At 65.2% G+C, this 26,513-nt stretch carries 24 protein-coding genes, 1 pseudogene and 1 riboswitch; of the genes and pseudogenes, 12 read left to right on the forward strand and 13 right to left on the reverse strand.

Going from position 1 to position 26,513, the window contains the following annotated elements; translation table 11 throughout:
• Nucleotides 1–23 precede the first annotated feature (23 nt).
• Nucleotides 24–1,364, reverse strand: coding sequence for a flagellar protein export ATPase FliI (fliI, locus tag AC1DV8_RS07630; RefSeq protein WP_477149766.1), 1,341 nt, complete (start codon nucleotides 1,362–1,364; stop codon nucleotides 24–26).
• A gap of 395 nt (nucleotides 1,365–1,759) precedes the next feature.
• Here fliI and ctrA point away from each other — a divergent pair, with 395 nt between their 5' ends.
• The gene (gene ctrA / locus AC1DV8_RS07635; RefSeq protein WP_477149767.1) at nucleotides 1,760–2,470 is read left to right on the forward strand and encodes a response regulator transcription factor CtrA; all 711 of its coding nucleotides are present in this window, start codon (nucleotides 1,760–1,762) and stop codon (nucleotides 2,468–2,470) included.
• A gap of 74 nt (nucleotides 2,471–2,544) precedes the next feature.
• On the opposite strand, the gene AC1DV8_RS07640 is transcribed toward ctrA, so the two are convergent.
• Nucleotides 2,545–4,131, reverse strand: coding sequence for a DHA2 family efflux MFS transporter permease subunit (locus AC1DV8_RS07640; RefSeq protein ID WP_477157042.1), 1,587 nt, complete (start codon nucleotides 4,129–4,131; stop codon nucleotides 2,545–2,547).
• Nucleotides 4,132–4,155: 24 nt separating this feature from the next.
• On the reverse strand, nucleotides 4,156–5,328 hold the full coding sequence (locus AC1DV8_RS07645; RefSeq protein ID WP_477157043.1) for an HlyD family secretion protein: 1,173 nt from the start codon (nucleotides 5,326–5,328) through the stop codon (nucleotides 4,156–4,158).
• Nucleotides 5,329–5,447: 119 nt separating this feature from the next.
• On the opposite strand from AC1DV8_RS07645, the gene AC1DV8_RS07650 reads away from it, so the two are divergent.
• Nucleotides 5,448–6,104: a TetR/AcrR family transcriptional regulator gene (locus tag AC1DV8_RS07650; RefSeq protein WP_477157044.1), complete on the forward strand. Its 657-nt coding sequence runs from the start codon at nucleotides 5,448–5,450 to the stop codon at nucleotides 6,102–6,104.
• Here AC1DV8_RS07650 and AC1DV8_RS07655 read toward each other — a convergent pair.
• Nucleotides 6,089–7,747 carry an FAD-dependent oxidoreductase gene (locus AC1DV8_RS07655; RefSeq protein WP_477157045.1) on the reverse strand — a complete coding sequence of 553 codons (1,659 nt, stop codon included), beginning with the start codon at nucleotides 7,745–7,747 and terminating at the stop codon, nucleotides 6,089–6,091. The genes AC1DV8_RS07650 and AC1DV8_RS07655 overlap by 16 nt on opposite strands.
• 66 nt (nucleotides 7,748–7,813) lie before the next feature.
• Here AC1DV8_RS07655 and AC1DV8_RS07660 point away from each other — a divergent pair, with 66 nt between their 5' ends.
• A complete protein-coding gene (locus tag AC1DV8_RS07660; RefSeq protein ID WP_477157046.1) occupies nucleotides 7,814–8,038 on the forward strand; it encodes a winged helix-turn-helix domain-containing protein in 225 nt (74 codons plus the stop codon).
• A 101-nt stretch (nucleotides 8,039–8,139) separates the two neighbouring features.
• Here AC1DV8_RS07660 and AC1DV8_RS07665 read toward each other — a convergent pair whose 3' ends face one another.
• From AC1DV8_RS07665 to AC1DV8_RS07675, 3 genes are all read right to left on the reverse strand, one after another.
• Entirely contained in the window at nucleotides 8,140–8,520 is a 381-nt protein-coding gene (locus AC1DV8_RS07665; protein WP_477149773.1) for a response regulator, read from the reverse strand.
• A gap of 374 nt (nucleotides 8,521–8,894) precedes the next feature.
• Nucleotides 8,895–9,569: a histidine phosphotransferase family protein gene (locus tag AC1DV8_RS07670; protein WP_477149774.1), complete on the reverse strand. Its 675-nt coding sequence runs from the start codon at nucleotides 9,567–9,569 to the stop codon at nucleotides 8,895–8,897.
• Nucleotides 9,570–9,629: 60 nt separating this feature from the next.
• Nucleotides 9,630–9,857 (reverse strand): hypothetical protein, encoded by a 228-nt coding sequence (locus AC1DV8_RS07675; RefSeq protein ID WP_477157047.1) that lies wholly within the window; start codon nucleotides 9,855–9,857, stop codon nucleotides 9,630–9,632.
• A gap of 119 nt (nucleotides 9,858–9,976) precedes the next feature.
• Here AC1DV8_RS07675 and glf point away from each other — a divergent pair, with 119 nt between their 5' ends.
• Complete coding sequence (glf, locus tag AC1DV8_RS07680; RefSeq protein WP_477149775.1) at nucleotides 9,977–11,113, forward strand: UDP-galactopyranose mutase; 1,137 nt, start codon at nucleotides 9,977–9,979, stop codon at nucleotides 11,111–11,113.
• Here the strand turns inward: glf and AC1DV8_RS07685 are convergent.
• Complete coding sequence (locus AC1DV8_RS07685; RefSeq protein ID WP_477149776.1) at nucleotides 11,110–11,676, reverse strand: YHS domain-containing (seleno)protein; 567 nt, start codon at nucleotides 11,674–11,676, stop codon at nucleotides 11,110–11,112. The two genes, glf and AC1DV8_RS07685, sit on opposite strands and share 4 nt — an antisense overlap.
• Before the next feature lie 127 nt (nucleotides 11,677–11,803).
• Between AC1DV8_RS07685 and AC1DV8_RS07690 the strand changes: the two genes are divergently transcribed.
• Both AC1DV8_RS07690 and AC1DV8_RS07695 read left to right on the forward strand, forming a co-directional pair.
• Nucleotides 11,804–12,394: a DUF1134 domain-containing protein gene (locus AC1DV8_RS07690; RefSeq protein ID WP_477149777.1), complete on the forward strand. Its 591-nt coding sequence runs from the start codon at nucleotides 11,804–11,806 to the stop codon at nucleotides 12,392–12,394.
• Nucleotides 12,395–12,620: 226 nt separating this feature from the next.
• Nucleotides 12,621–13,802 carry a hypothetical protein gene (locus AC1DV8_RS07695; RefSeq protein WP_477157048.1) on the forward strand — a complete coding sequence of 394 codons (1,182 nt, stop codon included), beginning with the start codon at nucleotides 12,621–12,623 and terminating at the stop codon, nucleotides 13,800–13,802.
• Nucleotides 13,803–13,808: 6 nt separating this feature from the next.
• On the opposite strand, the gene AC1DV8_RS07700 is transcribed toward AC1DV8_RS07695, so the two are convergent.
• Nucleotides 13,809–14,159, reverse strand: a complete 351-nt coding sequence (locus AC1DV8_RS07700; protein WP_477149779.1) for a hypothetical protein — start codon at nucleotides 14,157–14,159, stop codon at nucleotides 13,809–13,811.
• On the opposite strand from AC1DV8_RS07700, the gene AC1DV8_RS07705 reads away from it, so the two are divergent.
• Together AC1DV8_RS07705 and rpoH are read left to right on the forward strand one after the other, a co-directional pair.
• Nucleotides 14,158–15,177 (forward strand): RluA family pseudouridine synthase, encoded by a 1,020-nt coding sequence (locus tag AC1DV8_RS07705; protein WP_477149780.1) that lies wholly within the window; start codon nucleotides 14,158–14,160, stop codon nucleotides 15,175–15,177. The two genes, AC1DV8_RS07700 and AC1DV8_RS07705, sit on opposite strands and share 2 nt — an antisense overlap.
• Nucleotides 15,178–15,340: 163 nt before the next feature.
• A complete protein-coding gene (rpoH, locus tag AC1DV8_RS07710) occupies nucleotides 15,341–16,228 on the forward strand; it encodes an RNA polymerase sigma factor RpoH (protein WP_477149781.1) in 888 nt (295 codons plus the stop codon).
• Nucleotides 16,229–16,378: 150 nt separating this feature from the next.
• Here the strand turns inward: rpoH and blaOXA are convergent.
• A pseudogene (gene blaOXA / locus AC1DV8_RS07715) lies at nucleotides 16,379–17,143 on the reverse strand (class D beta-lactamase); the annotation flags it as partial.
• A gap of 104 nt (nucleotides 17,144–17,247) precedes the next feature.
• The gene (locus tag AC1DV8_RS07720; protein ID WP_477157049.1) at nucleotides 17,248–17,898 is read right to left on the reverse strand and encodes a thiamine diphosphokinase; all 651 of its coding nucleotides are present in this window, start codon (nucleotides 17,896–17,898) and stop codon (nucleotides 17,248–17,250) included.
• Between the two features lie 74 nt (nucleotides 17,899–17,972).
• Nucleotides 17,973–18,070: riboswitch (TPP riboswitch) on the forward strand.
• Nucleotides 18,071–18,134: 64 nt separating this feature from the next.
• Between AC1DV8_RS07720 and thiB the strand changes: the two genes are divergently transcribed.
• The 3 genes from thiB to AC1DV8_RS07735 are packed head-to-tail and all read left to right on the forward strand — an operon-like array spanning nucleotide 18,135 to nucleotide 21,340.
• Nucleotides 18,135–19,127 carry a thiamine ABC transporter substrate binding subunit gene (gene thiB / locus AC1DV8_RS07725; RefSeq protein WP_477157050.1) on the forward strand — a complete coding sequence of 331 codons (993 nt, stop codon included), beginning with the start codon at nucleotides 18,135–18,137 and terminating at the stop codon, nucleotides 19,125–19,127.
• Complete coding sequence (locus AC1DV8_RS07730; RefSeq protein ID WP_477149784.1) at nucleotides 19,102–20,721, forward strand: ABC transporter permease family protein; 1,620 nt, start codon at nucleotides 19,102–19,104, stop codon at nucleotides 20,719–20,721. The genes thiB and AC1DV8_RS07730 overlap by 26 nt, the downstream gene beginning before the upstream one ends.
• The gene (locus AC1DV8_RS07735) at nucleotides 20,708–21,340 is read left to right on the forward strand and encodes an ATP-binding cassette domain-containing protein (protein WP_477149785.1); all 633 of its coding nucleotides are present in this window, start codon (nucleotides 20,708–20,710) and stop codon (nucleotides 21,338–21,340) included. Before AC1DV8_RS07730 ends, AC1DV8_RS07735 begins: the two co-directional genes overlap by 14 nt.
• 61 nt (nucleotides 21,341–21,401) lie before the next feature.
• On the opposite strand, the gene AC1DV8_RS07740 is transcribed toward AC1DV8_RS07735, so the two are convergent.
• Together AC1DV8_RS07740 and AC1DV8_RS07745 are read right to left on the reverse strand one after the other, a co-directional pair.
• Nucleotides 21,402–23,549 carry a hypothetical protein gene (locus AC1DV8_RS07740; protein ID WP_477157051.1) on the reverse strand — a complete coding sequence of 716 codons (2,148 nt, stop codon included), beginning with the start codon at nucleotides 23,547–23,549 and terminating at the stop codon, nucleotides 21,402–21,404.
• Nucleotides 23,550–23,598: 49 nt separating this feature from the next.
• Nucleotides 23,599–24,888 (reverse strand): adenylosuccinate synthase, encoded by a 1,290-nt coding sequence (locus AC1DV8_RS07745; protein ID WP_477149787.1) that lies wholly within the window; start codon nucleotides 24,886–24,888, stop codon nucleotides 23,599–23,601.
• 253 nt (nucleotides 24,889–25,141) lie between these two features.
• Here AC1DV8_RS07745 and AC1DV8_RS07750 point away from each other — a divergent pair, with 253 nt between their 5' ends.
• Entirely contained in the window at nucleotides 25,142–26,512 is a 1,371-nt protein-coding gene (locus AC1DV8_RS07750; RefSeq protein ID WP_477157052.1) for an FAD-binding oxidoreductase, read from the forward strand.
• The last annotated feature ends 1 nt before the right edge of the window (nucleotide 26,513 follow it).

Here is a 26,513-nt window from a genome sequence, read left to right on the forward strand (position 1 = left end):
GTACTCCTTACACCTCAAGTCATTCACTTCACTGACGCGGATTGTTCGCCCACCTTTTCCAGGATCGCCTCCAGCATCACATAGCCGTCGGCAATCGAGGTGCGCTCCTCCCGCTGCTGGCTCAAGAACGCCTCCAGCGCCGGGTTGATCGCGATGGCACGGTCCACGCCTGGATCCGATCCCTTCCGGTATGCCCCCAGCCGGATCAGTTCCTCCATGTCGGCAAATGTCGACATGAGCTCCCGCGCCTTCTGCAGGGTGGGCCGCACATTGGCCGGCACGCACCCAGGCATGGTTCGCGAGATAGACCGGAGCACATTGACCGCCGGATAGCGTCCCCGCTCGGCGATCGAGCGCTCCATCACGATGTGTCCATCAAGAATGCCGCGTACGGCGTCCGCAATGGGCTCATTGTGATCGTCACCTTCCACCAAAACGGTAAATAGACCGGTAATGGAGCCCGATTCAGCGAGCCCCGGTCCTGCTCTTTCCAGCAATCTGGGAAGTTCGGTGAAAACCGTCGGCGGATAGCCCTTGGCGGTCGGTGGCTCGCCGATCGCCAGCCCGATCTCGCGCTGCGCCTGGGCGAAGCGGGTGAGGCTGTCCATCATGCACAGCACGCGCTTGCCCTGGTCGCGGAAATACTCCGACAGCGTCAGCGTGAGGTACGCAGCCTGCCGCCGCATCAGGGCCGCCTCGTCGGAGGTGGCGACCACGACGACCGCCTGCTGGATGCCGACTTCGCCGAGATAGTCGGTGACGAACTCCTGCACCTCGCGGCCGCGCTCGCCGATCAGTCCGATCACGGCCACGTCGACCTGCGCGTTCCGCGCCAGCATCGACATCAGCACCGACTTGCCGACACCCGAGCCGGCAAAGATGCCCATGCGCTGGCCTTCGCACATGGTCGTGAAGGTGTTGAGCGTGCGCACGCCCATGTCGAGCGGGTCGCCCACCCGCATCCGCTCATGCGCCGGCAGCGGCACCTGGCGCAGCGGATAGGGTGTCGGCCCGCCCATCAGCGGACCCTTGCCGTCGATCGGCTCGCCATTGGCGTTGATCACCCGGCCGAGCCAGCTCTCCGCCGGCTGCACTGATCCGTCATGGCTCTTGAACAGTGCCCGGCAGCCGAGCCGCACCCCGTTCAGCGGTCCGAACGGCAGGCACAGCGCATGGCCGTCGCGAAAGCCGATGATCTCGGCGCCCAGCACCCCGCCATTGGTGGTTTCGATCGAAACGCGGCCGCCGACCCGCAACTCGCGCACCGGGCCGACCACCTCGATGAGCAACCCCTGCACAGTTTTGACCCGCCCGAAGACCTCGACGTCCTCGATGGCATCAATTGCGGCTTTCAGGGACTGCATTTGCCTCTTTCAGGGCCGGCGAATCGCTTGATTCCCAAGGTAACCGAACGTTAAGCAAAAAGCGTTAACCATGGGGACCTGCCCCGACATATGCCCAGCTCGCGCTGAGCCGCTTTTCCACCCCTCAAGGGCCCCAAATCCTTGAGTCGGCAGAGTCGATTGAAGGGCTTTCTTAACCTAGTTTCTTAAGTCCGTTAGGTGCGATTTCTATAGCATTTTCAACGATTTAACATATCACTAACGGCAGACGTATTGCATCTTGCGGATCAGAATTAAACTTTGTTAACTAATTGCGCTTAGGTTTGGGTCATATCCAGTAGGGTTCGGTTAAGGGTGAACGCGCAGGGCGCCTCATCCATAGTTCCAGCAGGGAACGGTTTAAGGGGATTGACGGCATGCGTGTACTCTTGATCGAGGACGACAGCGCGACAGCGCAGAGCATCGAACTGATGCTCAAATCAGAGAGTTTCAACGTGTACACGACGGACCTCGGTGAAGAGGGCGTCGACCTAGGCAAACTCTACGACTACGACATCATCCTGCTCGATCTGAACCTTCCCGACATGTCGGGTTACGAAGTGCTGCGCACCCTGCGCGTGGCCAAGGTGCAGACCCCGATCCTGATCTTGTCGGGCCTCGCCGGCATCGAAGACAAGGTGCGCGGCCTCGGCTTCGGCGCCGACGACTACATGACCAAACCCTTCCACAAGGATGAGCTGGTCGCCCGTATCCACGCCATTGTCCGCCGTTCCAAGGGCCATGCGCAGTCGGTCATCTCGACCGGCGACCTGACCGTCAACCTCGACACCAAGACCGTCGAAGTCCAGTCGGCCCGCGTGCACCTGACCGGCAAGGAATACCAGATGCTGGAGCTGCTCTCGCTCCGCAAGGGTACGACCCTCACCAAGGAAATGTTCCTCAACCACCTCTATGGCGGCATGGACGAGCCCGAGCTGAAGATCATCGACGTCTTCATCTGCAAGCTCCGGAAGAAGCTCTCGGTCGCCACCGGTGGCAAGAACTACATCGAGACCGTCTGGGGCCGCGGCTACGTGCTGCGCGAGCCCGACGAGAACGAGACGTTCGCGGAATCGAGCGTCGCCTAATTAGAAGTCCCGCGTTGCGGCGGACTTGAAAAACCCCGCGCCATATGGTGCGGGGTTTTCGCTTCTGCGGGAGCCTAGTGCCCGCCTGCCCCGGCCGCGGCCTTGCCCGGCTTCTGCATCAGCACCGCGCCGAACGCGAGGATGCCGAACAGCCCGGTGAGCAGCAGGAACACATCGACGAAGCTCAGCACATACGCCTGCTGCTGCACCATGCGGGTCAGCTGCTTGATCGCCGCCGTCGCCCCGTCCAGCCCGCTCGCGTTGAAATTCTGTGTCATCGAGTTCACCTGGTCGACTGCCGCCGGGTTGTTCCAGTTGACGTGCTCGGCAAGCCGCTCGGTGTGGAGCGCCGTGCGGTTGGTCAACACCGTGTTGATCAGCGCCAGCCCCACCGCGCCGCCGAGATTGCGCGTCAGGTTGAACAGCCCCGAGGCACCCTTCATCTTCTGCGGCGGCAGCGTGCCCAGCGCCAGGTTGTTGATCGACACCATGCACAGCATCATCCCGACGCCGCGGAAGATCTGCGGAAACAGCAGTTGGTCAAAGCTCCAGTCGGCGGTGATCTGGGCGGACATGAAGGTGCCGCCGGCAAAGATCAGGAAGCCGAACATCAGCATGTAGCGGAGGTCGAACCGCGCCGACAGCGCTCCGGCGATCGGGGCGGTAAGGAACATCGCGAGCCCCGAGATAAACAGCGTCTCGCCGATCATCATCGAGTCGTAGCCGCGGATGCGGCCTAGGAAGACCGGGTAGAGGAAGGTGAGGCCATAGAGCCCCACTCCGAGCACGAACGAGAACAGCGAGCCGAACGTGAAGTTGATGTTGCCGAAGGCGCTGAGGTCGACGATCGGCGACTTGGCCGTGAATGCCCGCCAGAAGAACAGCACGCCCCCCAGCACCATGACGATGGCGCACAGCAGCACGCTCTGGTCGGCCAGCCAGTCGTTGTTGGGGCCTTCTTCCAACACGTATTCCATTGCGCCGAGGAATCCCGCTAGGCCGAGCAGGCCCCACCAGTCGAAGCTGGCGAACAGCCCCTTCTCAGGCTTGTCGAAGTCGATCAGCATCCAGGTCGCAATGGCGACGACAATGCCGGGCCCCACGTTGATCAGGAACAGCCAGTGCCAGCTGAGCGCGCTGGTCAGATAGCCGCCGACGGTCGGCCCGATAGTGGGAGCCAAGGTCGCAACCAAACCGATGATCGGCGAGACGATGGCACGCTTGGCGGGCGGAAAGATCGTGAACGCCACCGCGAACACCGACGGGATCATCGCCCCGCCGATAAAGCCCTGCAGCGCACGGTAGACGATCATCTGGTCAATATTGGTGGCCGTGGCGCAAAGCGCGCTTGCTGCTGTGAAACCGGCTGCAGCGATCGCAAACAGCACCCTGGTCGATAGTATGCGGGCCAGCATGCCCGACAACGGGATCATGATCACTTCGGCAATCAGATAGGCGGTCTGCACCCAGCCGATCTCGTCCGAACCCGCGCTGAGGCCGGCCTGGATGTCGGCCAGCGACGACGACACCACCTGGATGTCGAGGATGGCCATGAACATCCCCACGACCATGAAGAAGAACGCCACGATCCGGCGCACCGGCATCGCGTCGGCGCCAGGCGCGGCGGGTAGGGCGCCCGTCAAAACAGCTGCATCGGCCATCAGATCCTCCCGCCACCAGCGGTTCTAGTTCGCCGCAGCCGGAGCCGTCCGCGTATCGGCCTCGACCACGACGCTGAGACCAGCGCGTAGCTTGCCCGTCGCCAGCTCGGCGGCCGGAATGGCAATCCGCACCGGCACGCGCTGCACCACCTTGGTGAAATTGCCGGTCGCATTTTCCGCCGGCAGCAACGAGAACACCGAGCCCGAAGCCGGCGAGATCGACTCGATCGTCCCCTCGATGGCGTCGCCCTCGAGCGCATCGACCTTGATCTTCACCTTCTCGCCGGGGACCAGTTTCTTGAGCTGGGTCTCCTTGAAGTTCGCATCGACATAGAGCGCATCGGTCGGCACCAGTGCCGCGAGCCGCATGCCGGCGCTGACGAGGTCGCCCGTCTGCACCGCGAGATTGCCGACGACGCCGTCATAGGGCGCGCGCAGCACGGTGAAGCTCAGGTCGCGCTCAGCCTTGTCACGCGCGAGGCCCAGCGTCTTGAGCTGGCCCTCGGCCTCGGCGTGCTGACCCTTCAGAACCGCAATATTGGCTTCCGCCGCGGCAATCTGTGCGTCGGCAGCAACGAGGTTGGCGTTGGCCTGGTCGAGCGCCGCATTGGCCTTGTCGAGGTCCGCCTGCGAACCGATCGCGCCCTTGGCGAGTTCCGCGGCCCTCGCCTGGGTCAGCGCCGCATTCTTCTGCGCCGCTTCCAGCGCCAGCTTCTGCGCCTTGGCCTGCGCCACCGTCGCCTCGGCGCCGGTAACCTGCGCGTCGATACGGCTTAGCGTCAGCTTTTGCGTCTCGATCTGCGCCAGTGCCTGGTCGCGGGCGATGCGATAGTCGCCATCGTCGAGCGTGATCAGCGGATCGCCGGCCTTAACCCGCTGGTTCGCCACCGCGTCGACCTTGGCCACATAGCCCGCAAGCTTCGACGAGATCGTCGCGATGTCGCCGCCGATATAGGCATCATCCGTCGACACCATGAAGCGCCCGGTTGCCCACCAGTCGTAGCCAACCCAGCCGCCTGCCAGCAGTGCCACCAGACCAATCCCGGCGAAAATCATCGGCCGCCGCGACTGCTTCTTTGCTGCCGGCTTGAGCTCGACATCGTTGGCCGGCACAATCGGCTCGGTCAGCGGTGCTTCGGCCGTTACGGGGGCCTTGGGAAAGGGGCGGATCTTCTCGGAATTCTCAGGCTGAGCCATCTGGCCCTCCGGCGCATCTGAATTGAACTGAACCGTTCGGTTCGATTGACATAGACCTGTCGATGCGCCATATCAAGTGAAATCGAACCGAGCGGTTCGAACAAATTTGGAGTGCAGCCATGCAGATTCCGGAGGACGACAAATCGGAGGAGCGCACCGGACGCCGCGCCGCCGGTCAGGATCCGAACAAGCGCGCGCAGATCCTCGATGGAGCGAAGCGCTGCTTCCTCAGCCTCGGCTTCGAAGCGGCCAGCATGAACGAGATCACCAGCGAAGCCGGAGTCTCGAAGGGCACGCTCTACGTCTACTTCGAGGACAAGGAAGACCTGTTCAAGGCCCTCATCGACCGCGAGAAATCAGCGGTGATGGCCGCGGCCAAAACTCAGCTCGAAGCCGGCGGTACAATCCGGGAGGCGCTGCAGCGCTTCGGTGTCTACGTCACCTCCCGCCTCACCTCCGAGGAGGTCATTCGCGCCCAGCGCATGGTGCTCGGGGTCGCCGAGCGCATGCCCGAAGTCGCCGCCCGCTTCTTCACCGGCGATTCCTTTTCCGCCCACCACATCCTGCAGGAATACCTCGACGCCAGGGTCGCCGCCGGCGAACTGAACATTCCCGATACCGACCTCGCCTCGCGACAGTTCCTCGAGCTCTCCATGGCCTCGGTCTACAAGCGCCGCCTGTTCGGCAACCTGCCAGAGCCGATGCCGCTGCCGCAGATCGAGCGTGTCGTCGCCAGCGGCGTCGCCATGTTCATGAAGAGCTACGGCGTCGACTGAGCCGCCAGTCGGGCCAGGTACTGGTGCACGAAGGCGATCGCCATGCTGCCTTCGCCCACCGCGGCCGCCACGCGCTTCACCGGGCTGAGCCGCACGTCGCCGCAGGCGAATATCCCGGGCACGCTGGTCTCGAGCAGGTAGGGGTCCCGCTCTTCGGACCAGCGCCCTACCTTCTTCAGGTCCTCCCCGGTCAGCACATAGCCGCGTGCGTCGCGTGCCACATCGGTTGGCAGCCATTCTGTTTCGGCGTCGGCGCCGATGAAGACGAACAGCCCGGCACTCTCCTCGCGCCGCACCGCGCCGCTTTTGAGGTCGATGATGTCGACGGCATCGAGATGGCCCTCGCCATGCGTTGCCTGCACTTCGCTGTAGAGCGCCACCTTGATGTTGTCTTTGCTGCGCACCTGGCCGATCAGGTATTGCGACATGCTCTTTTCGAGCGAGTCCCCGCGCACCAGCAGGGTCACCGTCCGCGCGTGGTTGGCAAAGAACATCGCCGCCTGCCCGGCCGAGTTGCCCGCCCCGATCAGGTGGATATCGAGACCCTGCGTGGTGCTCGCCTCGCTGCGCGCCGCGCCATAGTAGATGCCCTTGCCGATCAGCCGGTCGAACCCCTCGATCGCGACGCGCCGCCAGCTCACGCCTGTCGCGAGAATGATGGTTCTAGCGGTGATCCGCTCGCCACCATCCAGCTCGATCGTGCGGCCTACCGGATCGATGCGGTCGATCTGCCGGGTGATCACCACCTCGGCGCCCAGGCGCTTGGCCTGCTGCAGCGCCCGGCTCGCCAATTCATCGCCCGATATGCCGCCCGGGAACCCCAGGTAGTTCTCGATCCGCGACGACGTGCCCGCCTGCCCGCCCGGCGCCTCGCGCTCGATCACCAGGGTCTTGAGGCCCTCGGACGCGCCATACACAGCGGCAGCCAGCCCAGCCGGACCGCCTCCAACGATCACCGTGTCATAGGTGTCGGCCCGTGCCCGCGTGTCGAGATCAAGCGCCTCCGCCAGTTGCCGTAGTTGCGGCCTTGCCAGCGTCGGACCATCGGTGATCTGTACCGCCGGCAGCAATGTCGGCAGCTCGCCGACCCAGCGCCCCGCCAGTTCCGGTGCATCCGGGTTGAAAGCGTCGAAGATGATCCGGTTGCTGGCGAGGAACCGCCGCAACGCCAGGCATTCGGGGTCCCAGCGCTCGCCCACGATCACCACCTTGCTGCGGCGCGCATTGGCCATAATGCTCTGCAGCCCGCCGACCCGCTCCCGCGCCAGCTCGCCCATCCGCCGCGCCAGCTCCGGCGACAGGGCCGCTGCGGCGTGGAACTGCCGTGGATCGATGCGCGCCACCCGTGCCGCCTCCACCGCCCGCCCACCGGCCTGGAACGGCGTGCCATAGATCAGCGGCACTTCGCCCAGGAACGCCCCCGGCAGGCGCTCGCCGATCTTGCGCTCGATCCCGTCGACCCGCTTGATCACCTCGAGCTTGCCCGAAAGCACCGCGAACAGCATCGGCTCATCGCCTTCGTGCACGAAGAACTCGCCGCTCCCGACATGGATATCGCCCGAGCCGCGCAGCAACTCGCGCAACACCGGCTCGGGCTCCGGCGAAAACATCGGAACCGCCGCCAAGTCCTGCGTCGTCAGCATCAATGGATATCCCGTCCGGAGTTGCGCCCGGCAGTAGTGCTAGCGCAGTTTCCCCGTGCCCTACAAATGAAAGGACCGCGCCGCTGCGAAAGACTTGCCGTTCGATGCACAACGGCAGCCAGGGACGAGGCACGGCACACATTCGGCCCATTTGTTCTGACACCAGGCCGCGAACTGAAGCGCGACGGCAAGCCGGTCGCCATCGGGCATCGCGCCCTCCTGATGCTCGAAACCATGCTCGAAGCACGAGGCAAAATCGTCACCAAGGCCGAGATGATGGCGCGGGTGTAGGTCGGCGTCATCGTCGAAGAAGGCAACATCGCCGTCCAGATCGCCGCCTTGCGCGAGAGACTGGGCACCCGACCCGGCGCAACCCGGAAACGTGACGCGGCTCAGGCGACGCTGACGCGGTCGGCCGGGACCTCGGTGAACTTGCCTTCGAGATGGTCGCGCTCGAACGGCTTCATCATGTAGTCGTTCACCCCAGCCTTCAGCGCCAGCGCGATCTGCCCGATATCGTTCTCGGTGACCATGTAAACGACGCGTGGGGCCTGCCCGCCGACATAGCCGCGCAACAGCTTGAGGAACTCGAGCCCGCTCATGACCGGCATCTGCCAATCGAGCAGGATTGCATCCGGCATCTCCTGCCGGCACTTGTCGAAGGCTTCCTGCCCGTCCTCGGCCTCGTCAACAATGTAGTCGAGATCCTCCAGGATGCGGCGCGCCACTTTGCGCACCACGCTGGAATCATCGACCACGAGGCAGGATTTCATGACGCATCTCTCCGACCCAAGTGCACGAAGATGAACGGCCGCAAGGCCCCTCCCCTTCGCTGCGCGACCGTCACCGTCCTGATCTGCCTTGCCAAATCGCTTCCGGCAGCAATCGTCCGACGTTGGTCGCCAGTGCACACTATCCCGCAAATCTCCCTACGAATGGTTAGCGAAACTTGAACCCTTCTCCCCATCGGGAGAGTTTTTTCCAGCAACGCCGGCTTTGCCTGTTTGGCCAGCGCGCAATGCGACAAATCTCGGCGCCGCTCAAAACTTGCGCAGCACAAATGCCGCCTGCAATCCGATTGCAGCGCGAGAAGTGCAATTGCCGAAATCCGCGAACCGTCTGCTGAAGGCGGCCATCCTGGGATGGGTCAGGCGGCGGCGGCTACGGCCTTCGGGGTCGCCGAAAACTCGAACACGTCGTTCTCGATGCCGATCTTGAGCTCCATATCGGTCATCCGCGCCAGGATGCCGGTGTAGAATGGCTGAATGCCGCGCGCATCGACGCCACCCTCGGGCGAGCCGAACAGCAGCCCTTCGGCGCCCGACGGCATCAGCGTCTTCTGCCGCTTCTCCGGGTCCGATTTCGAGAGCAGGGTGAACACCTCGGCGCCCGCGCTGCCCTCGATCTTGGCCGTCACCACGCCGCCGCGCGGCACCGCCATGGCGGCGATCAGCAGCATGTTCATGAACAGCTTGGCCTTGTGCTTGGGCAACAGGATCAGCGGCACCTGCCAGTCGAGATCGGCCTTCTCGATTTCGAAATAGATCCGCGCCACCCGCTCGCACTCGCGGGTGTCGAAATCCGTGCCCGCCGTCGACGAGGCGCCATAGGCCAGCCGTGCGAACTCCAGCTTCGCCCGGGCCTGCTTGGCGGCGCTGGCAATCAACTCCTGCGCCCCATCGGCCATCGCCGCCTGGGTCGGGTCGGCCAGCACCTCAAGCCCGTTCCCGATCGCGCCCACCGGGTTGATCAGGTCATGGCAGACCCGAGAACACAGCATCGCCGCGAGATCGGTCGCCTTGAGCTCGATGAATTCCGCCATTCGTAAGGTCCTTGCCGTCGAATCAATTTGGCGTAGCGTAACCGCAAGGACGCAGCAGCCCTAGGGGGTCCCGATCGACTCCGCCGCCGCAATGGCGCGACCTGCGTCGAACCGCAGTGGCCCCTCGTAGAGCGAGAATACCTGCTCCAGGCCGGCCGGTTTCCGGTCACGGATAAAGCCACGCACCAGCGTCCGCAGCCGGTGGTCGTCACGCCATTTGGGCAGAGTCCGCGCCTGATCGAGCAGCCGTGTGCAGGCTCTTTTCTCCGGCGCGGACGATGACGACAAACCGGCGACCCAACGACATGATTTCTCGCTGCAACTCCACTGAGTTACGCTATGCAAGTTCACGCGAAGCGCCGCAACTTGGGATTACTATGGATAGCTTGAACAGTGCCGATCTAGTCGTGGTCGGCGCCGGCTTCTATGGAGCGACGATCGCCGAGCAGGCGGCGGCATCAGGGCTGCGCGTCCTGGTGCTCGACCGGCGCTCGCATGTGGGCGGCAACGCCTATTCCGAACCCGACCCGGCGACCGGCATCGAGGTACACCGCTATGGGCCACACTTCTTTCACACCCCCAACGAGGCGGTCTGGACCTACCTGAACCGCTTCACCGGCTTCAACAGCTTCCAGTATCGCGGCTGGAGCATGCATCGCGGCCAGGTCTTCCCCCTGCCGATCAATCTGGCGACCATTTGCCAGTTCTTCGGCCGCCATCTCACGCCCGATGCCGCACGGCAGTTGATTGCCGAACAAACCGTCGAACTCGGCGATCGGCAGCCCACCAACCTCGAGGAGAAGGCCATCTCATTGATCGGCCGCCCGCTCTACGAGGCCTTCATCCGCGGCTACACGGCCAAGCAATGGCAGACCGATCCACGGGAGCTGCCCCCCAGCATCATCGCGCGTCTGCCGGTCCGCTACACCTTCGACTCGCGCTATTTCAACGATCGGTTCCAGGGCCTGCCCCTCAATGGCTACGCCGCGGTCTTTGCCCGCATGCTGGCCCACCCGCTCATCGACATCGTGCTGGACGCGGACTGGCTGGAGTTACGCCAGCTGGCCCGGCCCGATCTGCCGGTCGTCTATACCGGTGCCATCGATCGCTATTTCGACTACGCCGGTGGCATCCTGGGTTGGCGCACCCTGCGCTTCGAGCAGGAGGTGTTGCCGACTGGCGATCATCAGGGCACCGCGGTGATCAACTATGCCGACGCCGAAATCCCCTATACCCGCGTCGCCGAGTATCGCCACATGCATCCCGAACGGGCCTATCCCGAGGATCGAACGGTGATTGTCCGGGAGTACGCACACTCGGCCGGCCGTGACGACGAACCGTTCTACCCCATCGACACGGCCGCCGACCGCGCGCGGCTTCAGAACTATCGCGTCAGGGCCGCAGCCCTGCCCAATGTCTGGTTTGGCGGCCGGCTCGGCTCATACACCTATCTCGACATGCATCAGGCCATCTCGCTGGCCCTGCGCGACTGGAAGACCCTTGCCGCCCGCCATTGGCCAGCCCGAGCCATGGCAACAAGCTAAGGCGCGGCCTGCTCGGCCGCCTCGACATCGGCGGCTTTGCCCACCGCCTCGGCGACGCTGCCCTCTTCGCCCGTCAGCGTGCCTTTGAGCTGCACCCAGCCGCTCTCGGCGCTGCGCAGCGAGGTCTCCTCGCTCTGGAAGAACGCCTCGCGGTTGGCGACCGAGTAGAACAGGTAGAGCTTCATCCCGACGATGGCGTAGAGCCGTGGCTTGCCGTCCGAGAGATAGCCGCGGCTGAGGCTGGTAGCGCAGTGGCCGCCGAACTGCGGGGCGTAGATTTCAGGGTTGCGCATGAATACGTCGCGGTTCGCCGCCGTGGCGAAATACCAGGGCACCCCGCCCCACTGGTACTCGAAATCCGGCAGCCCCGGCACCGGATCGGGCTCGGTGAAATAGCTCACCGGATCATACCCTTCGAGCGCCACTCCGGTCAGCGGGTCGGTGACGATCGCGGTGACCAGCGCCGCGGCGCTCGCGGGCAGGCTGAAACAGAGCCCAGCCGCCAGCCAGATGACTGCAAGAAGCCCGGTTATGGTTAAGTTTTGTTTACGCTTTTGCCGCATCATTGCCGCCATGAAGGCCTAGCTTGAGGTCTCCTCAGGCAGACCGGATGCGCTGAACCTTAGCGTCGTCATGGTAAGTACCGCGTAAATGGACTGCCGCTCGAATTAAGCCCCCGGAGTTCCCTTCATGCTCAACCGCATGGTCTACCTTATCCTCGCCGCCTTCGTCGCGCTGACCGCGGCGACGCTGGTGCTCGCGCCGACCTTCAGCCAGGCGCAGGAAGGCTCGGTCTCCGATACCTATTCAGGTGACGAGCTGGTTGCTACCGGCGGTCAGTTCTTCGGCTCCGTGGCCCAGGGTCTTGCCTCGCTGGTCGAGCGCGCCGTCAGCCAGTTCGGCCTGCCCAACGCCTACATCCTTGGCGAGGAAGCCGGCGGCGCCATCTTCGCCGGCGCCCGCTACGGCGAGGGCACCATGTATACCCGCAACCAGGGCGAGCACCCGGTCTTCTGGCAGGGCCCGACGGTCGGCCTCGATTTCGGCGGCGACGGCTCCAAGGTGATGATGCTGGTCTATAACCTCAACACGGTCTCCGACGTCTATGGCCGCTATCCCGGCGTCGACGGCTCCGCCTATGTGGTCGGCGGCCTCGGCATGACCGTGATCAAGTACGGCGACGTGGTGATGGTGCCGATCCGCTCCGGTGTCGGCGCCCGCCTCGGCATCAATGTCGGCTACCTGAAGTTCACCCAGGAACCGACCTGGAACCCCTTCTGAGGGCCGAAAACCACGCAAAAACCCTTCAGGATACGTTCAGCCGCCGTTCATCGCGGCGGCGCGAGCGTGTCGGATCGGTGTCGTTTCCGTGCTAGGCTCATCGTGACCGCGTCCCCGACTTCCGGTAAGGTTACGACCTGACAAGCATGGCCGGGGGCGGCCATTGCTGCGATCCTGGTGGTGCGCGAAGACCCGGGACCGCGCGTGCCGGTGGCGGAGTTGAGTTATGGTCATTGAAAACGTTATGTATTTTGTGCTCGGCCTGCTCGTGGCCGGGCTGTTGGCGTTGATCATCCTGCCCGCCGTGTGGCGCCGTGCGGTGCGCCTAACCAAGAAGCGCATCGAAGCCGCGACGCCCATGACCATGGCCGAGTTCCGCGCTGACAAGGACCAGCTCCGCGCCGAATTCGCCTTGTCCACCAGACGCTTGGAGATGAACGTCGAGGCCCTGCGCCGCCGCCTCTCCGACCAGTTACGCGACATCAATCGCAAGAAGAACGAACTCGGCGGCATCAAGGGCGAGCGCGACAGCCACCTGCAGGTGGTCCGCGAACTCGAGGAACGCGAGGCCGAAGCCCGCCGCCGCATCCTCGAACTGGAGAAGGAAGGCGCCGATATCGCGCAGAAGCTGCGTATGCGCGACAGGGAGTTGGGCGAGAAATCCAGCCAGCTCGACGCCGCCCGCCAGAGCCTGCGCGGCAGCGCCCCGCGCCCCTTCGCCCTCGAAGGCAAAGCCCTCAGCGGCGACTACAATGCCGACGTCGACGAGTTGCTGCAGTTCCTCGAGATCGAAAAGAAGCGCTCCGAGTTCCTCGAAACCCAGAACCGCACCCTCATCGAAAATCTGGAAAGTTCCGGCAGGAGCGCCAGTGAAGCGCAGGCCGTGGCCACGGAACTTCGCGAGAAGCTCGCCAAGCGCGACGATGCCGCCACCGACGCCCAGACCGAGCTAGCGACCGCCGAAGCGCGCATCGCCGACGCCGAGAGCCGCGTCTCGACCCTGCTGGCCGAGACCACCAAGCTGGTCGGCGACGGCGAGGAAAAGCGCGACATGCTGCTGGCCGAAAAGCTCGGCCTCGAAGAGGAAATGGAAAAGCTCCGCGCCAAGGTGGCGAGCGTCGAAGACACCGTGATGGCCGACTGGGACACCGACCGCATCGAGCAGTCGCACCTGCGCGAGCGCCTCAACGACATCGCCTCGGACGTCAGCCGCCTCGTCTACGCCCTTGAGGGCAACGGACCAGTGGACGAGGAAGAGAGCCTCGCGGCGCGGATGCAGAAATTCGTCGACGCCGAGGCGGAAGCTGCCCCGGTTCGCGGCCCCAATGCCCGGAAGGGCAACGCCCCAGAGGGCCAGGCCGTCTCCGACCGCCTCAAGGCGCTGCAGGAACTGCGGAACGACAACTAGGGGCGGCTACTCGCTGACGACGGGAATCTCGCGGATCATTTCGCCGGATTTGCCGTCGAAGATGCGCACGCTGGTCATCGCGCCGAGCTTGTAGGTGACGGTGACGCGGCCATCCGCCGCGACGGCCGAGATGACGTCGCCGCCCGTGGGGATTTTCAGCGCCGCGATGACATAGTCGCCGCCGGCTTTGCTGTCGCTCTGCGATGCGCGGTAGACAAGCGCGCCGCCGATGGCGATAAGGCCGACCACCAATAGCCCGATCGACACCATGAAGGACTTGCGCGCCCGGTTCAGCACCGCTCGCGCTTCCGGAGTCAGTTCCGGGGTGGTTTCGGGTTTGTCTTGAGGATCGCTCATGCAGGATATTTCCGGCGAGGAACAGGAGTGGCAGTTGCTGGTCGATGCCGCCGACGCCGGCAGCCGGCTTGATGCCGCACTCGCCCGTGCCGTGCCGGTCTTCTCGCGCAACCGGATCAAGGACCTGATACTGGCCGGCAGCGTCGTGATCAATGGGCGAACCGTTACGGAGCCCAAATACAAGCTGCGCGATGGCGAGGAAGTCACGCTCCTGGCGCCTGAGCCGATCGAGGCCGACCCGACCCCCGAGAACATCCCGCTCGATATTCTCTACGAGGACGACCAGCTCATCGTCATCAACAAGCCGGTCGGCCTGGTGGTGCATCCGGCGCCCGGCAACTACAGCGGAACCCTGGTCAACGCCCTGCTCTACCATTGCGGCGACAGCCTGCAGGGTATCGGCGGCGTCAAGCGGCCGGGCATCGTCCACCGCCTCGACAAGGATACCTCGGGCGTGATGGTCGCGGCCAAGACCCAGCAGGCGCATAACCACCTCGCGGCGCAATTCGCCGACCATGGGCGCACCGGCCCGCTGCACCGCGCCTACCTGGCCTTTGCCTGGGGCCGCACCCAGCAAGCCTCGGGGACGGTGGAGGCGCCACTCGGCCGCGATCCGAACAACCGGCTGAAGCAGGCGGTGCGCAAGGACGGCCGCGAGGCCATCACCCATTATGCGGTCGAGGCCCGCTTCGGCGACGAGGGCTGGGATATCACCCGCATCCGCTGCGAACTCGAGACCGGGCGCACCCACCAGATCCGCGTCCACATGGCCCATATCGGCCACCCGCTGGTCGCCGACCTTGTCTACGGCTCCGGCTTTGCCACCAAGGTCAACCGCCTGCCCGATGCAGCCAAAGCGGCTGTTGCCGCGTTGGGGCGGCAGGCGTTGCACGCCGCTGAACTCGGCTTCGAGCACCCGGTGACGGGCGAGGAAATGCAATTCGAGGCCCCGTTACCGCCTGATCTTGAGGCGCTCGAGGCCGCCATCGAACCTTTCGATCGGGCCTTCGCCCGCTAGCAAGGTTCACGCAACCTTCGGGGCGTACCAACGTTCTCATCAAGGGTTGGTGGGCCTTATCAAGGCTCATTTTCGACCTATATATGCCAGACAGTCAGCCGTGTGCCGGACTGGACACGGCTGCTTATCTGCCCGTGATACGGGGGAAAGACGAGGGTGCATCATGGCCCAGACAAATCTGCCAATTCTTTCGGCTGAGGGTGGACTCAGCCGCTATCTCCAGGAAATTCGTAAGTTTCCGATGCTTGAGCCTGACGAGGAATACATGCTCGCCAAGCGCTACAAGGAGCATCAGGATCCCGGCTCCGCCCAGAAGCTCATCACATCGCATTTGCGTCTCGTGGCGAAGATCGCCATGGGCTATCGCGGCTATGGCCTGCCCATCTCCGAGGTGATCTCGGAGGGGAATGTCGGCCTGATGCATGCGGTGAAGCGTTTCGAGCCCGAGAAGGGCTTCCGCCTCGCGACCTACGCGATGTGGTGGATCCGGGCCGCCATTCAGGAATACGTGCTGCGTTCGTGGTCGCTGGTGAAGATCGGCACCACCGCCGCGCAGAAGCGACTGTTCTTCAACCTGCGCAAGATCAAGGGGCAGATCGCCGCCCTCGATGACGGCAACCTGCACCCCGACCAGATCAAGCAGATCGCAACGACCCTCCACGTCACCGAGAACGACGTGGTGTCGATGAACCAGCGCCTTTCGGGCGATGCTTCGCTCAACGCGCCGATGCGCGCCGACGAAGGCGCCTCGGAGTGGCAGGACTGGCTGGTCGACGATACGCCGGACCAGGAGACCACCCTCGGCGAGACCGAGGAATTCTCCGAGCGCATGGGGCTGCTCACCAACGCGATGAGCGATCTCAACGAGCGCGAGAAGGCCATCTTCCAGGCCCGCCGCCTCCGCGACGAGCCAGCGACGCTCGAAGAGCTGGCGCAGGAATACAATGTCAGCCGCGAGCGTATCCGGCAGATCGAAGTCCGCGCCTTCGAGAAGGTGCAGGAAGCCGTGCAGAAGGCCGCCCACGCCAAGTCGCGCGAAGCTGCCCTCTGAACCATCGGCCGATAGAATGAGAAGGGCCCCGGCATCACCGGGGCCCTTCGTTTTTCAGCCGTTGAGCTCGGCGCCGTTTGCCGGCGCCGCCTCGCGGCGGGGCGGCTGCGCCCAGGCGAACTGCCCCTCGCCCCATTTGGCGAACCGCGCCAGCAGTGCGTCGCGCGCCCGCATCCCGGCCGAACCGGCTGTCTTCCTGGTGTCGCGGATCAGGTAGGCGAACGCCAGCCGCTGGTCGTCCCGCTGCGCCCAGCCGACGAACCATCCGGTCTGCCGCCGCGAGCTGAACGTGCCATCGGCATTGCGCTCGTAGTAGGTGCCGGTCTTGCCCGAGACGGTCCACTTGCCGGCCTCGAACTTGGGCATGATCGCGACCACCGCCGCCTGCGCCGCCGCCGACGCCGGCAGGTCGCCCGCCAGCAAGCGCCGCACGAACCGCACCTGCTCCCCCGGGCTGATCAGCAGCGAGGAGTTGATCCACGAGCGGGTGAGGCCGTTGTCCTTGCCCGGATCGCCGGAGATGTCGGCGTTGCCGTAGTCGAAATCGGTGACATATTTCTGGAAACGCTCGGCGCCGAGCTTTTCGACCAGCACCCGCGAGTACCACAGCACCGAATCGCGCAGCCAACTCGCCGGCGTGGTCGTCACTCGCCAGTCCGCCCGATCCGCCTTGTACTCGGCGAGGTAGGGCCAGGCCGGCTCCTCGGCGCCGGTCAGGATCCCGGCATCGAACCCCATTACTGCCAGGGTCATCTTGAACGTCGAGGCCGGCGAGGTCGGGGTGCCGCAACCGCCACCCTCCTGGAGTCGAACGGCCCCGCTTTCCGCGTCGACGATCAACGTGCACACGACTTCAGCCCGGCTCGCCGACACGGCGGCAAGGCTCAGCAATACTGCTGCAATCAGAACTTTCACGAATTGCCCCAACGTCTTAAAGGCCGGGACATGGCATCGCGATGGTGGCGGAATTTCGCCGGGCAGGGTTGGTCCGCAGACTTTGTGGAGGTCGAAGCAGCTTTTTACCGCTTCTCAAGCAGCAGCTTTGCGATCAGTTGCGCCAGGTATTTCCGCGGCAGGATCAGCAGGTACGGCGCATGCACCCCCTCCTCCGGCACGATCTTGAACGGCCCGGTCAGCGCCTCGTTCGAAGTGCCTGTCCGCACTCCCGGCGCGAGCTTCACCGCATCGAGCGGATACTTCAGCCCCTCGGAGCTCCAGAACGTCACCGGCGCCAGCGGATGGATCGACACGCGCTCACCCGGATCGACCGTGAATGAGAAAGACTTGGTCAGCGGCAGCGCCACGTCTTCTTCATCCACCAGGACGATCTTGCGCTTGGCCGCATACTTGGTGACCGCGTCGAGCGCCGCCAGCGTGTGGTCGAAGCGTCGCCCGGTCATCCCCAGCGCCACCGTCACCGGGGCGCGGGTCGAATAGAGCGCCTTCTCGAAATCGGTGGTTTCCTGCTCGGCGATCTGCATCAGCCGGGTCTTGCCGAGCCACGAGTGCGGGTTCTTGAGCGAGTCGAAATCGCCGATGATCAGCTCGGGTTTCAGCCCGGCTTCGACGATCTGGTCTGCTCCGCCGTCCGCCCCCACCAGGTGGCCGCCTGAGGCATAGAGCTCGCGCAGGAGGTCGAAATCGACCGTCCCGCCGCCAACGATGACCATAAGGTCGTCAAAGACCGCAACGGAAGTCTGGGGGGCACGTGCTTGCACGGAGGGAAAACTCTGTCTATCTGTCAGCTGTCTCGCTGGGGTGTTCCGGATCTTCCGGAGCTGAGAGTTACCCATTGAACCTGAACCAGGTCATGCTGGCGGAGGAAGTTCGAGATGGCAAGGGCGCGCAGGCGTCCGACCCATGCACGTCCCCCTTCATTCACATGGCCGCAACCGAAGGGAACGATATGCGCTCGTTCGCACGCTTCGCGTTGGCGGCAGTCATCTGCGCCACCGCCCTGCCTGTCCTCGCCGAGGACAAGCCGGTCCTCAACGTCTACACCTATGACAGCTTCGCCGCCGAGTGGGGGCCCGGCCCGGCCTTGAAGGCCGGTTTCGAGAAGACCTGCGGCTGCACCGTCGAATTCACCACCGCCGAAGACGCCATCTCGACGCTGCGCAAGGTGCAGCTCGAGGGTGCCGCCACCAAGGCGGACGTCGTCGTCGGCCTCGACACCGCCACCTCCGGCGAAGCCCGTGCCACCGGGCTGTTCGCGCCACACGGGCTGACCCTCGAGGGTGTCACGCTGCCGTGGAGCGACGCCGAATTCGTGCCGTTCGACTACGGCTACTTCGCCTATGTCTACAACAAGCAGAAGACGCCCAACCCGCCGACCTCGTTCGAAGAGCTCATTGCGCTGCCCGCGAGCTTCAAGATCGTGATCGAGGATCCGCGTTCTTCGACGCCAGGGTTGGGCAACGTGCTCTGGGTACAGGCAGCCTATGGCGACCGCGCGCCCGAGATCTGGAAGGGCCTGAAGCCGCACGTCCTCACCATGACGCGTGGCTGGTCCGAAGCCTACGGCCTGTTCCTCGACGGCCAGGCGGACATGGTGCTGAGCTACACCACCTCGCCCGCCTACCACGCCATCGCCGAAAAGGACGACAAGTACGGCTACGCACCGTTCACGGAAGGCTTCGTGCCGCAGGTGGAAGTGGCCGGGCTGACCAAGAGCGCCGACCAGGCGGAACTCGGCAAGGCCTTCCTCGCCTATCTCGTGACTCCCGAGGCTCAGAAGGTGATCCCGACCACCAACTGGATGTATCCGGTGATCGACATCGGCGCCGACCTGCCCGCCGATTTCGGCAAGCCGCCGGAAAAGGTGCTGCCGGTCGACGAGGCCGCGCTTGCCGCCAACGGCCGGGCCTGGGTCGATGCTGCTCTCGCCGCGCTCCAGTAACCTGGTCCTGCCCCATCGCCCGCTCCGGCTCATCGCCGGGGCGGGCATCGCGCTGGCCATTGCCGGGCTGGTGGCGCTGGTGCTGCTGGCCATCCTGGCCACGGCTGCCGGTGAACCGGCGGCTCATCAGTCCAGCGTCGATGTCTGGCATCTCGTGTCGATGACCAGCATCCAGGCCGGGCTCACCACCATCCTGTCGCTGCTGGTCGGCACCGCTTTGGCCTGGGCGCTGAACCGCCTGCGTTTCCCCGGCCGCGACCTGATCGTCGGGTTGTTCGCCTCGGCCATCGTCACCCCCGGGCTGATCGTCGCCTTCGGGCTGCTATCGGTGTGGGGCCGTGCCGGCTGGGTCAACCAGACCGCACTGGCGCTGACCGGGCACCCGCTGGAGGTGCCGCTGTTCGGCCTCGGCGGCATCCTCGCCGCCCACGTCATCCTCGATGGCGCCTTCGCCGCCCGCATCCTCCTGGCCCGGCTCGACGCCATTCCCGAAAAGCGGCTGAAGACCGGCCAGAGCCTCGGCCTCGGCGCCTGGCAGCGCTTCTCGGTGATCGATTGGCCGATGCTGCGCCCCACCCTGCCCGGGCTCGCAGCAATCATCTTTCTCCTCGCTTTCACCAGCTTCCCGATCGTCTTGCTGCTCGGCGGCGGCCCGGCCAACCAGACGCTCGAGGTCGCGATCTACGCCGCGGTGCGGCTCGATTTCGACCTGCGCGGCGCGGTGACGTTGGCGCTGGTGCAGATCGGCATTTGTTCGGCCATCATCATCGCAGCCTCCGCCTTCGCTCCGATCTCGGCCAGCACTGGCGGCTCCACCCCACCGAGTTGGCGCGACCGGTCAACGGCCCGCGCCGCCCAATGGGCGGTGCTCGTCGTCAGCATCGTCGGCTTCGCGCTGCCGCTCGTCGCCATCCTCATCGACGGCATCGGCTCGGGCATCGTCGATGTCACCAGCCGCGCGAGCTTCTGGAAGGCGCTGGGCACCAGCCTCGCGCTCGGCTCTGGCTCGGCGCTGCTGACCCTGCTTTTGGCGCTTGGCATCGGCATGGGCCGCGCCGCCTCGGGTATCCCGCTAGTCCGCGTCGGCATCGGCGCGCCGGCCTACGCTTATCTCGCCGTACCCGCCGTGGTGCTGTCGCTCGGCGCGTTCCTCCTCGTGCGCAACGCCGGGATGATGCCGGAGGCGGCGGCCCCAGTGGTGGTGCTGCTCGCCAATGCGCTGCTGTCCCTGCCCTTCGCGCTCGCGACGCTGGCTCCCCCGCTCGATGCCATCGCCGAGCGCCGTGGCCGGCTGATCCGCTCGCTCGGGCTCACCGGCTGGCAGCAGTTCGTTGCGGTTGAGTGGCCGCTGATCGGACGCGAGGCGGGCGTGGTACTGGCGCTGGCGTTCTGTTTCTCGCTCGGTGATCTCGGGGTCATCGCACTGTTCGGCACCGAGGATTTCGCCACCCTGCCGCTGCTCATGTACCGGGCGCTTGGCGCCTATCGCAGCAACGACGCCGCCACTATCGCGGCGCTGATGCTGGTGATCACCATCGCCGCCTTCGTGCTGCTGCCGAAGCTGTTTGGAAAGCTCACCGATGCTCGAAGCTGAACACCTGACCTTCACGCATCCGGGGGCGACCAGGCATTTCGACCTGAGCTTTTCGGCAAAGCCCGGAGAGATCACTGCCGTAAGCGGCCAGTCCGGCGCAGGCAAATCGACGCTGCTCGACCTGATCGCCGGTTTCCTCGCCCCCACCGGCGGGACGCTCAAGCTCGACGGCCGCGACCTGCTGCCGCTTCCCCCTGAGGAACGGCCGATCTCCATCCTGTTCCAGTCGGAAACGCTATTCGAGCACCTCAGCGCGTACCAGAACCTGGAGCTCGGACTGCCACGCAACTCAGCCGACCGGCAAGTCCAGGTGGCCGCGGCGCTGGCAGAAGTCGGGCTGCCCGGCGTGCTGAAGCAGCGCGCCGACACCCTCTCCGGCGGTGAGAAGCAGCGCGTGGCACTGGCCCGCACCCTGCTGCGCAACCGGCCGGTGCTGTTGCTGGACGAGCCGTTCTCGGCGCTCGACGACGAGACCCGCGGCACTATCCGCACGCTGGTCAAATCCCTGACCGAGCGCCACGGCTGGATCACCCTGCTGGTCAGCCATCACGTCGACGATGTCGAGGCCCTGGCGGCCAAACGCTATCACCTGGCGGATGGAAAGTTGGCGCAGAGCTAGCAGTGCCAAAAAGAAAACGCCCGGACCAGGCCGGGCGTCTTGAACTCTGGGCGAACCCCGATCAGTTCGTCGCGGTCTTGTTCCAGGCGCCGACGACTTCGGCGAACATCGTCTCGGCCGCGGCGTCCTTTTCGAGCGTGATGATCGCCCGCTTGCCGGTCGCGTAGATGAGCGCGAGATCCATCCACTTGCGCGAGGTCAGCAGGTTGCTGTTGGCCGTGACGTCGGCTGGCGAGGCGCTGAGCGCGAACAGGAACGAGTTGCCGACGACCCGAGCCGAGGCGCCAACCAGCGGTGTGCCCTGCACCAGTTCTTCGTTCTTCAGCAGCACGCCGGGCAGGCCGGCGATCGAACCGCCGATGAAGCTGTCGGTCACCCGGAAGTTCACTTCCATCAAGTGGCTGGCCGGCAGGCTGGCATCGGAGTTCTTGCGGATCAGCACGTCAACGGCGAGGTTCCGCGCCGGGATGTTCGCCTTGCCGATCAGTGTCGGCAGGCCCATCTCGTCGGTCCCCTTGCTCCACTCGACCGTGCCCGAGAACGGCACGGCGCCTGTGGTGCCGCCATCCGAGGCCTCGAGCAGCAGGGACTGGCTGCCGGCGAGGCTGGCCGGATCGACCGAAGCTCCGGCCTGATCGGTAGCCGCGGCGGTCGCGGTATCGGCGCCCAGCCGCTCGGACGAGGGCTCGACCAGCGGCAGTGCCTGGGTCTCGGCCACCGGAGCGGGCTCGGAACCGAGACGATCCTCGGTGCCGAGTTCTGCGGTCGGCGCAACGCTTTCGGCCGGCGTCGCGGTATTGCCGACGCCAGTGGCCGGCGTATCCGTTGCGGCGTCAGTGGAGGTCGAAGGCGTAACCACGGCCTGCTGCGTCGTCGGCGCACCGCGCCCAAACATCGCATCGAGGTCGATGAAGCCTTCACGCCAGGCCCAGAAGCCGGCGCCACCGGCGCCGATCAACAGCACGGCGAAAACGATAAGGAAGATCGTGACGGCGCCGAGGCCACGGCGCTCGTCCTCGGCCCGGGCCCGCGGGAAGCTGGGCTCGGCCTCACGGCGCTGCTTGCCGCGCGGCTCGCGTGCGTCACGGGCAAACACGCTGGCCTTGGCTGCCTTACCCTCGCGCTGCGACCGCGACACGGCCGGTGCGTCGGCCCGCAGGATCGATGGCGCAAAGCCGTTCTTGTGCGCCGGCTGCTCGTCGGCTTCGTCCTCGAACTCACCGTAACCGTTGCCGTTGGTCATCCCTCCGTCGAGATCACCATCGCCGCGTGCCTCGCGGTCGAGCGTCGCAATGGCGCGATCGATCGCGCCCTGCGGATCGGCCGGCGGAGCTTCCACCTCGACTTCGCGCACTGCCGACATGGCAGCGGCAATCGGCGGCTCGTTGAACAACGCCATCGGCTCCGCCACCTGGCGCGCCGCGGCCTGGCCACTCCGGCCTGCCGGCTCAAGGCGCGGCGACGGCAGCTCGCGGCGCGGCTCGAATACCGGTCCACGTGCCGCGCCACCAATCGGGGCGCCGAAGGCAGTGTTGCCGGTGCGGCTTTTGGCTGCCTCGGCACGAGCGACGATCGACGGCAATGGCGAACGCCCGGCGGGCGACTTGGCGGGGACCACGGAGCGGACCGGCGCCTGGCGCTGCGGCTGCTCGACTTCGTCCTCATCCTCGTCCGGCTGCACCGGGGCAGCCAGCTGCGGCTGCGGCCGCTGCGGCGGCACCAGCTTGGGCACCGGCTTGCCCATAGGCTTGGCATCGGGCCGGACGATCGAGCGCGAGCGATCCGACGACTCGGTCTGCTCGGCATTGGCGGCGGCGATGATCTCTTCGATCGAGCCGCCCGGTGGCAGCGGCCGCGGTGGCTCCTTGGCGCTTTGCGGCGCCGCCTTGGCGACCGGCTTGGCCAGCGCTGCGGGCGCCTTCTTGGCCGGCGCCTCGAAATACACCGGCGGCGGGGGCGGATTGTCTTCCTTGCTCGAGCCGAGCCCGGCGATCACTGCCTCGCTGGCTTCCTGCTCGACCTGGCGGATGCAATCTTCGAGCTGCAGGCGGTGAGCGGTGATGTCGCGGGCGGCCAATGGCGGATTAATGGCGCGCAACTGCCCGACGAGGGCAGCGCGTGCCTTCTCGTATACCGCGCGACGCGCGGCCCCATTGTTCTCCGGCAGAGCTTCTACCGCCCTACGTAACAGCTCTTTGTAGTCCGCCATTCGCTAAACGACATCCGTAATTTTGGAGGCATGTTCTAACGAAAAAAACTCAGTCTTGGAACGGGTCCTGCACCAGAATGGTATCCAGCCTCTCAGGACTGGTGGAGAGCATGGCGACCGGCGCCCCGATCAGCTCCTCTATGTACCTGACGTACTTAACCGCCTGTGCCGGGAGTTCCGACCAGCTTCTCGCCCCTGCCGTAGTTTCCGACCACCCCTCTAGGGTTTCGTAAATCGGCTTAACAGCAGCTTGTGCTCCCATTGAGGCAGGCAAGTAGTCAATTCTTTGACCGTCGAGCTCATAGGCCACGCACACTTTGAGCTCTTTGAGGCCGTCTAGAACATCCAGTTTCGTCAACGCGATGCCGTTTATCCCCGACGTTCTCACGGTCTGACGCACCAGCACAGCGTCAAACCACCCGCAACGGCGCGGCCGGCCGGTGTTTACGCCGACTTCGCGACCAACAGTCGACAGGTGCCGGCCGATTTCATCATCGAGTTCGCACGGGAACGGGCCCTCGCCGACGCGGGTGGTGTAGGCCTTGGTAATCCCCAGCACATAGCCGATCGCCGTCGGGCCGAGACCCGAGCCGGCCGCCGCCTGCCCCGCCACGGTGTTCGAGGAGGTGACGAACGGATAGGTACCGTGATCGTTGTCGAGCAGCGCACCCTGTGCCCCCTCGAACAGGATGCGAGCGCCCGAGCGCCGCTTTTCGTCGAGCAACCGCCAGACCTGGTCGACGTAAGGCAGGATCTTGTCGGCGACTTCCATCAGCTCGTCGTAGAGCGCCTGAGCCGAGAGCTCGGCCATGCCCATGCCGCGGCGCAGCGCATTGTGGTGCCCGAGCAGCCGCTCGATCTTGGGCATCAGCGTATCGGGTTCGCTGAGGTCGCAGACACGGATCGCACGGCGACCGACCTTGTCTTCATAGGCCGGGCCAATGCCGCGACGGGTGGTGCCGATCTTCAGCCCGGAATTGCCGCTCTCGCGCACCGCGTCGAGCTCGCGATGAAGGCTGAGGATCAGCGGCGCATTGTCGGCGATCTTCAGGACCTCGGGGGTGACGTCGATGCCCTGGGCGCCGATCTTTTCGACTTCCATGACGAAATGATGCGGATCGACCACCACGCCGTTACCGATCACGCTCAGCTTGCCGCGCACCACGCCCGAGGGCAGCAGCGCCAGCTTGTAGCTCGTCCCGTCGATCACCAGCGTATGACCGGCATTGTGACCGCCCTGATAGCGCACCACCACGTCGGCACGCTCACTGAGCCAGTCGACGATCTTGCCTTTGCCTTCGTCACCCCACTGGCTGCCGACGACGATCACATTTGCCATGCGCTTATTGCCCCTCAGGAAGCGGCAGCCCGGCCGGGCCTGGTGCCGGCGGACCGCAAAGATCAGTTTCGATTTCGCTGCAAGCTGACCGGGCGACTCCCAATGGGGAAGTCCGAGGTAGTTGCGGACGTCCTTTAGAGCAGTCCTTCTCAGATGACAAATCCCGTTCCGTCGCACCCCCTAGCAATCACGGATGGTCACACCCATGTTACCGCAACCCAGCGCGCCAACACGAGAACCTGAGGTCAGGATTATGCCCCTCTCGACTGCCGCGAATACCCTACGCCTGCCCGCCGGATCCACCGGCCGGGTCATCACCGCAACTGATTCCGACTACGACAAGACCCGCGCCGTCATGTATGGCGGCTGTGACAAACGCCCCGGCGCCATCGTCCGCGTAGCTGATGCCGCCGACATCTCCGCGGCTATCGCCTACGCCAGAGACAGCGGGCTCGAGCTTGCCGTGCGCAGCGGCGGCCACAGCGGCGCCGGCCACTCGACGACGCAAGGCGGCCTCGTCATCGATGTTCGTGATCTCACCGAAATCGACATCGACCCCGCCACGCGCACGGTCTGGGTCGGCGCCGGTGTCACCGCCATCGCACTGACCGAGGCCCTCGCCCCGCACAACCTTATCGTCGGCTTCGGCGATGCCGGTACGGTCGGGATCAGTGGCATCACCCTGGGCGGTGGCGTCGGCTACCTGGCCCGCAAGTACGGCCTTTCAATCGACTCGCTGCTCGCCGTTGAGCTCGTCACCGCCGACGGGAAGCTCCTGCTCGCCGATGAAGCCAACCACCCGGAGCTGTTCTGGGCCCTGCGTGGTGGCGGCGGCAATTTCGGCGTGGTCACTCGGCTGAAGTTCCAGTTGCACCCCCTGCCCGCCTTCACCGGCGGCATGCTGGTGCTCCCGGCGACCGCCAAAACCATTGCCGGCTTCGTCGCCGCAGCGAAGGCGGCGCCCGAGGAGCTCTCGAGCATCGCCAATGTCATGCCGGCTCCGCCGATGCCGTTCCTCCCCGCCGAGCAGCACGGCAAGATGGTGATCCTTGCCATGCTCGCCTTTGCCGGTGAGCCCGAGGCGGCCGAGAAAGCCCTCGCCCCGTTCCGCGCCCTCGCCGCGCCACTGGCCGATTTCGTCAAGCCGGGGCCATACGCCAGCATGTATCCGCCCGAGGATCCAGACTACCACCCGACCGCGACGGCGCTGAACCTGCTTGTCGACCACATCGGAACCCCGGAAGCGGAGACGATCATCGGCTATCTCGAGGAGTCCGACGCGAGCCTCCGCGTCTGCCAGATCCGCGTGCTCGGCGGCGCTGTCGGACGAGTGGCCCCCGCGGCCACTGCTTATGCGCACCGCAAAAGCCCGATCATGCTCAACGTCGCCGCCTTCTACGACGGCGAGGCGGACAAGCCCACCAAGGAAGCCTGGGTGGCCGACTTCTCTAAAGCGCTCAACCAGGGCGATGACGGCGCCTACGTCAACTTCGTCGCCGACGAGGGCCCGGCACGCACCCGCGCCGCCTATCCCGGCGACACCTGGGACCGGCTGAGACAGGTGAAGCGGGCTTTTGACCCGGAGAACCTGTTCCGGCTCAACCAGAATATCCCGCCGGCCTGAG

Source organism: Devosia sp. P3_B2, assembly GCF_056402875.1.

Coding starts and splice junctions, on each gene's coding strand:
- fliI (WP_477149766.1), bottom strand. CDS start 1,364: ATGCAGTCCCTGAAAGCCGCAATTGATGCCATCGAGGACGTCGAGGTC.
- ctrA (WP_477149767.1), top strand. CDS start 1,760: ATGCGTGTACTCTTGATCGAGGACGACAGCGCGACAGCGCAGAGCATC.
- AC1DV8_RS07640 (WP_477157042.1), bottom strand. CDS start 4,131: ATGGCCGATGCAGCTGTTTTGACGGGCGCCCTACCCGCCGCGCCTGGC.
- AC1DV8_RS07645 (WP_477157043.1), bottom strand. CDS start 5,328: ATGGCTCAGCCTGAGAATTCCGAGAAGATCCGCCCCTTTCCCAAGGCC.
- AC1DV8_RS07650 (WP_477157044.1), top strand. CDS start 5,448: ATGCAGATTCCGGAGGACGACAAATCGGAGGAGCGCACCGGACGCCGC.
- AC1DV8_RS07655 (WP_477157045.1), bottom strand. CDS start 7,747: ATGCTGACGACGCAGGACTTGGCGGCGGTTCCGATGTTTTCGCCGGAG.
- AC1DV8_RS07660 (WP_477157046.1), top strand. CDS start 7,814: ATGAAAGGACCGCGCCGCTGCGAAAGACTTGCCGTTCGATGCACAACG.
- AC1DV8_RS07665 (WP_477149773.1), bottom strand. CDS start 8,520: ATGAAATCCTGCCTCGTGGTCGATGATTCCAGCGTGGTGCGCAAAGTG.
- AC1DV8_RS07670 (WP_477149774.1), bottom strand. CDS start 9,569: ATGGCGGAATTCATCGAGCTCAAGGCGACCGATCTCGCGGCGATGCTG.
- AC1DV8_RS07685 (WP_477149776.1), bottom strand. CDS start 11,676: ATGCGGCAAAAGCGTAAACAAAACTTAACCATAACCGGGCTTCTTGCA.
- AC1DV8_RS07690 (WP_477149777.1), top strand. CDS start 11,804: ATGCTCAACCGCATGGTCTACCTTATCCTCGCCGCCTTCGTCGCGCTG.
- AC1DV8_RS07695 (WP_477157048.1), top strand. CDS start 12,621: ATGGTCATTGAAAACGTTATGTATTTTGTGCTCGGCCTGCTCGTGGCC.
- AC1DV8_RS07705 (WP_477149780.1), top strand. CDS start 14,158: ATGCAGGATATTTCCGGCGAGGAACAGGAGTGGCAGTTGCTGGTCGAT.
- AC1DV8_RS07700 (WP_477149779.1), bottom strand. CDS start 14,159: ATGAGCGATCCTCAAGACAAACCCGAAACCACCCCGGAACTGACTCCG.
- rpoH (WP_477149781.1), top strand. CDS start 15,341: ATGGCCCAGACAAATCTGCCAATTCTTTCGGCTGAGGGTGGACTCAGC.
- AC1DV8_RS07720 (WP_477157049.1), bottom strand. CDS start 17,898: ATGGTCATCGTTGGCGGCGGGACGGTCGATTTCGACCTCCTGCGCGAG.
- thiB (WP_477157050.1), top strand. CDS start 18,135: ATGCGCTCGTTCGCACGCTTCGCGTTGGCGGCAGTCATCTGCGCCACC.
- AC1DV8_RS07730 (WP_477149784.1), top strand. CDS start 19,102: ATGCTGCTCTCGCCGCGCTCCAGTAACCTGGTCCTGCCCCATCGCCCG.
- AC1DV8_RS07735 (WP_477149785.1), top strand. CDS start 20,708: ATGCTCGAAGCTGAACACCTGACCTTCACGCATCCGGGGGCGACCAGG.
- AC1DV8_RS07740 (WP_477157051.1), bottom strand. CDS start 23,549: ATGGCGGACTACAAAGAGCTGTTACGTAGGGCGGTAGAAGCTCTGCCG.
- AC1DV8_RS07745 (WP_477149787.1), bottom strand. CDS start 24,888: ATGGCAAATGTGATCGTCGTCGGCAGCCAGTGGGGTGACGAAGGCAAA.
- AC1DV8_RS07750 (WP_477157052.1), top strand. CDS start 25,142: ATGCCCCTCTCGACTGCCGCGAATACCCTACGCCTGCCCGCCGGATCC.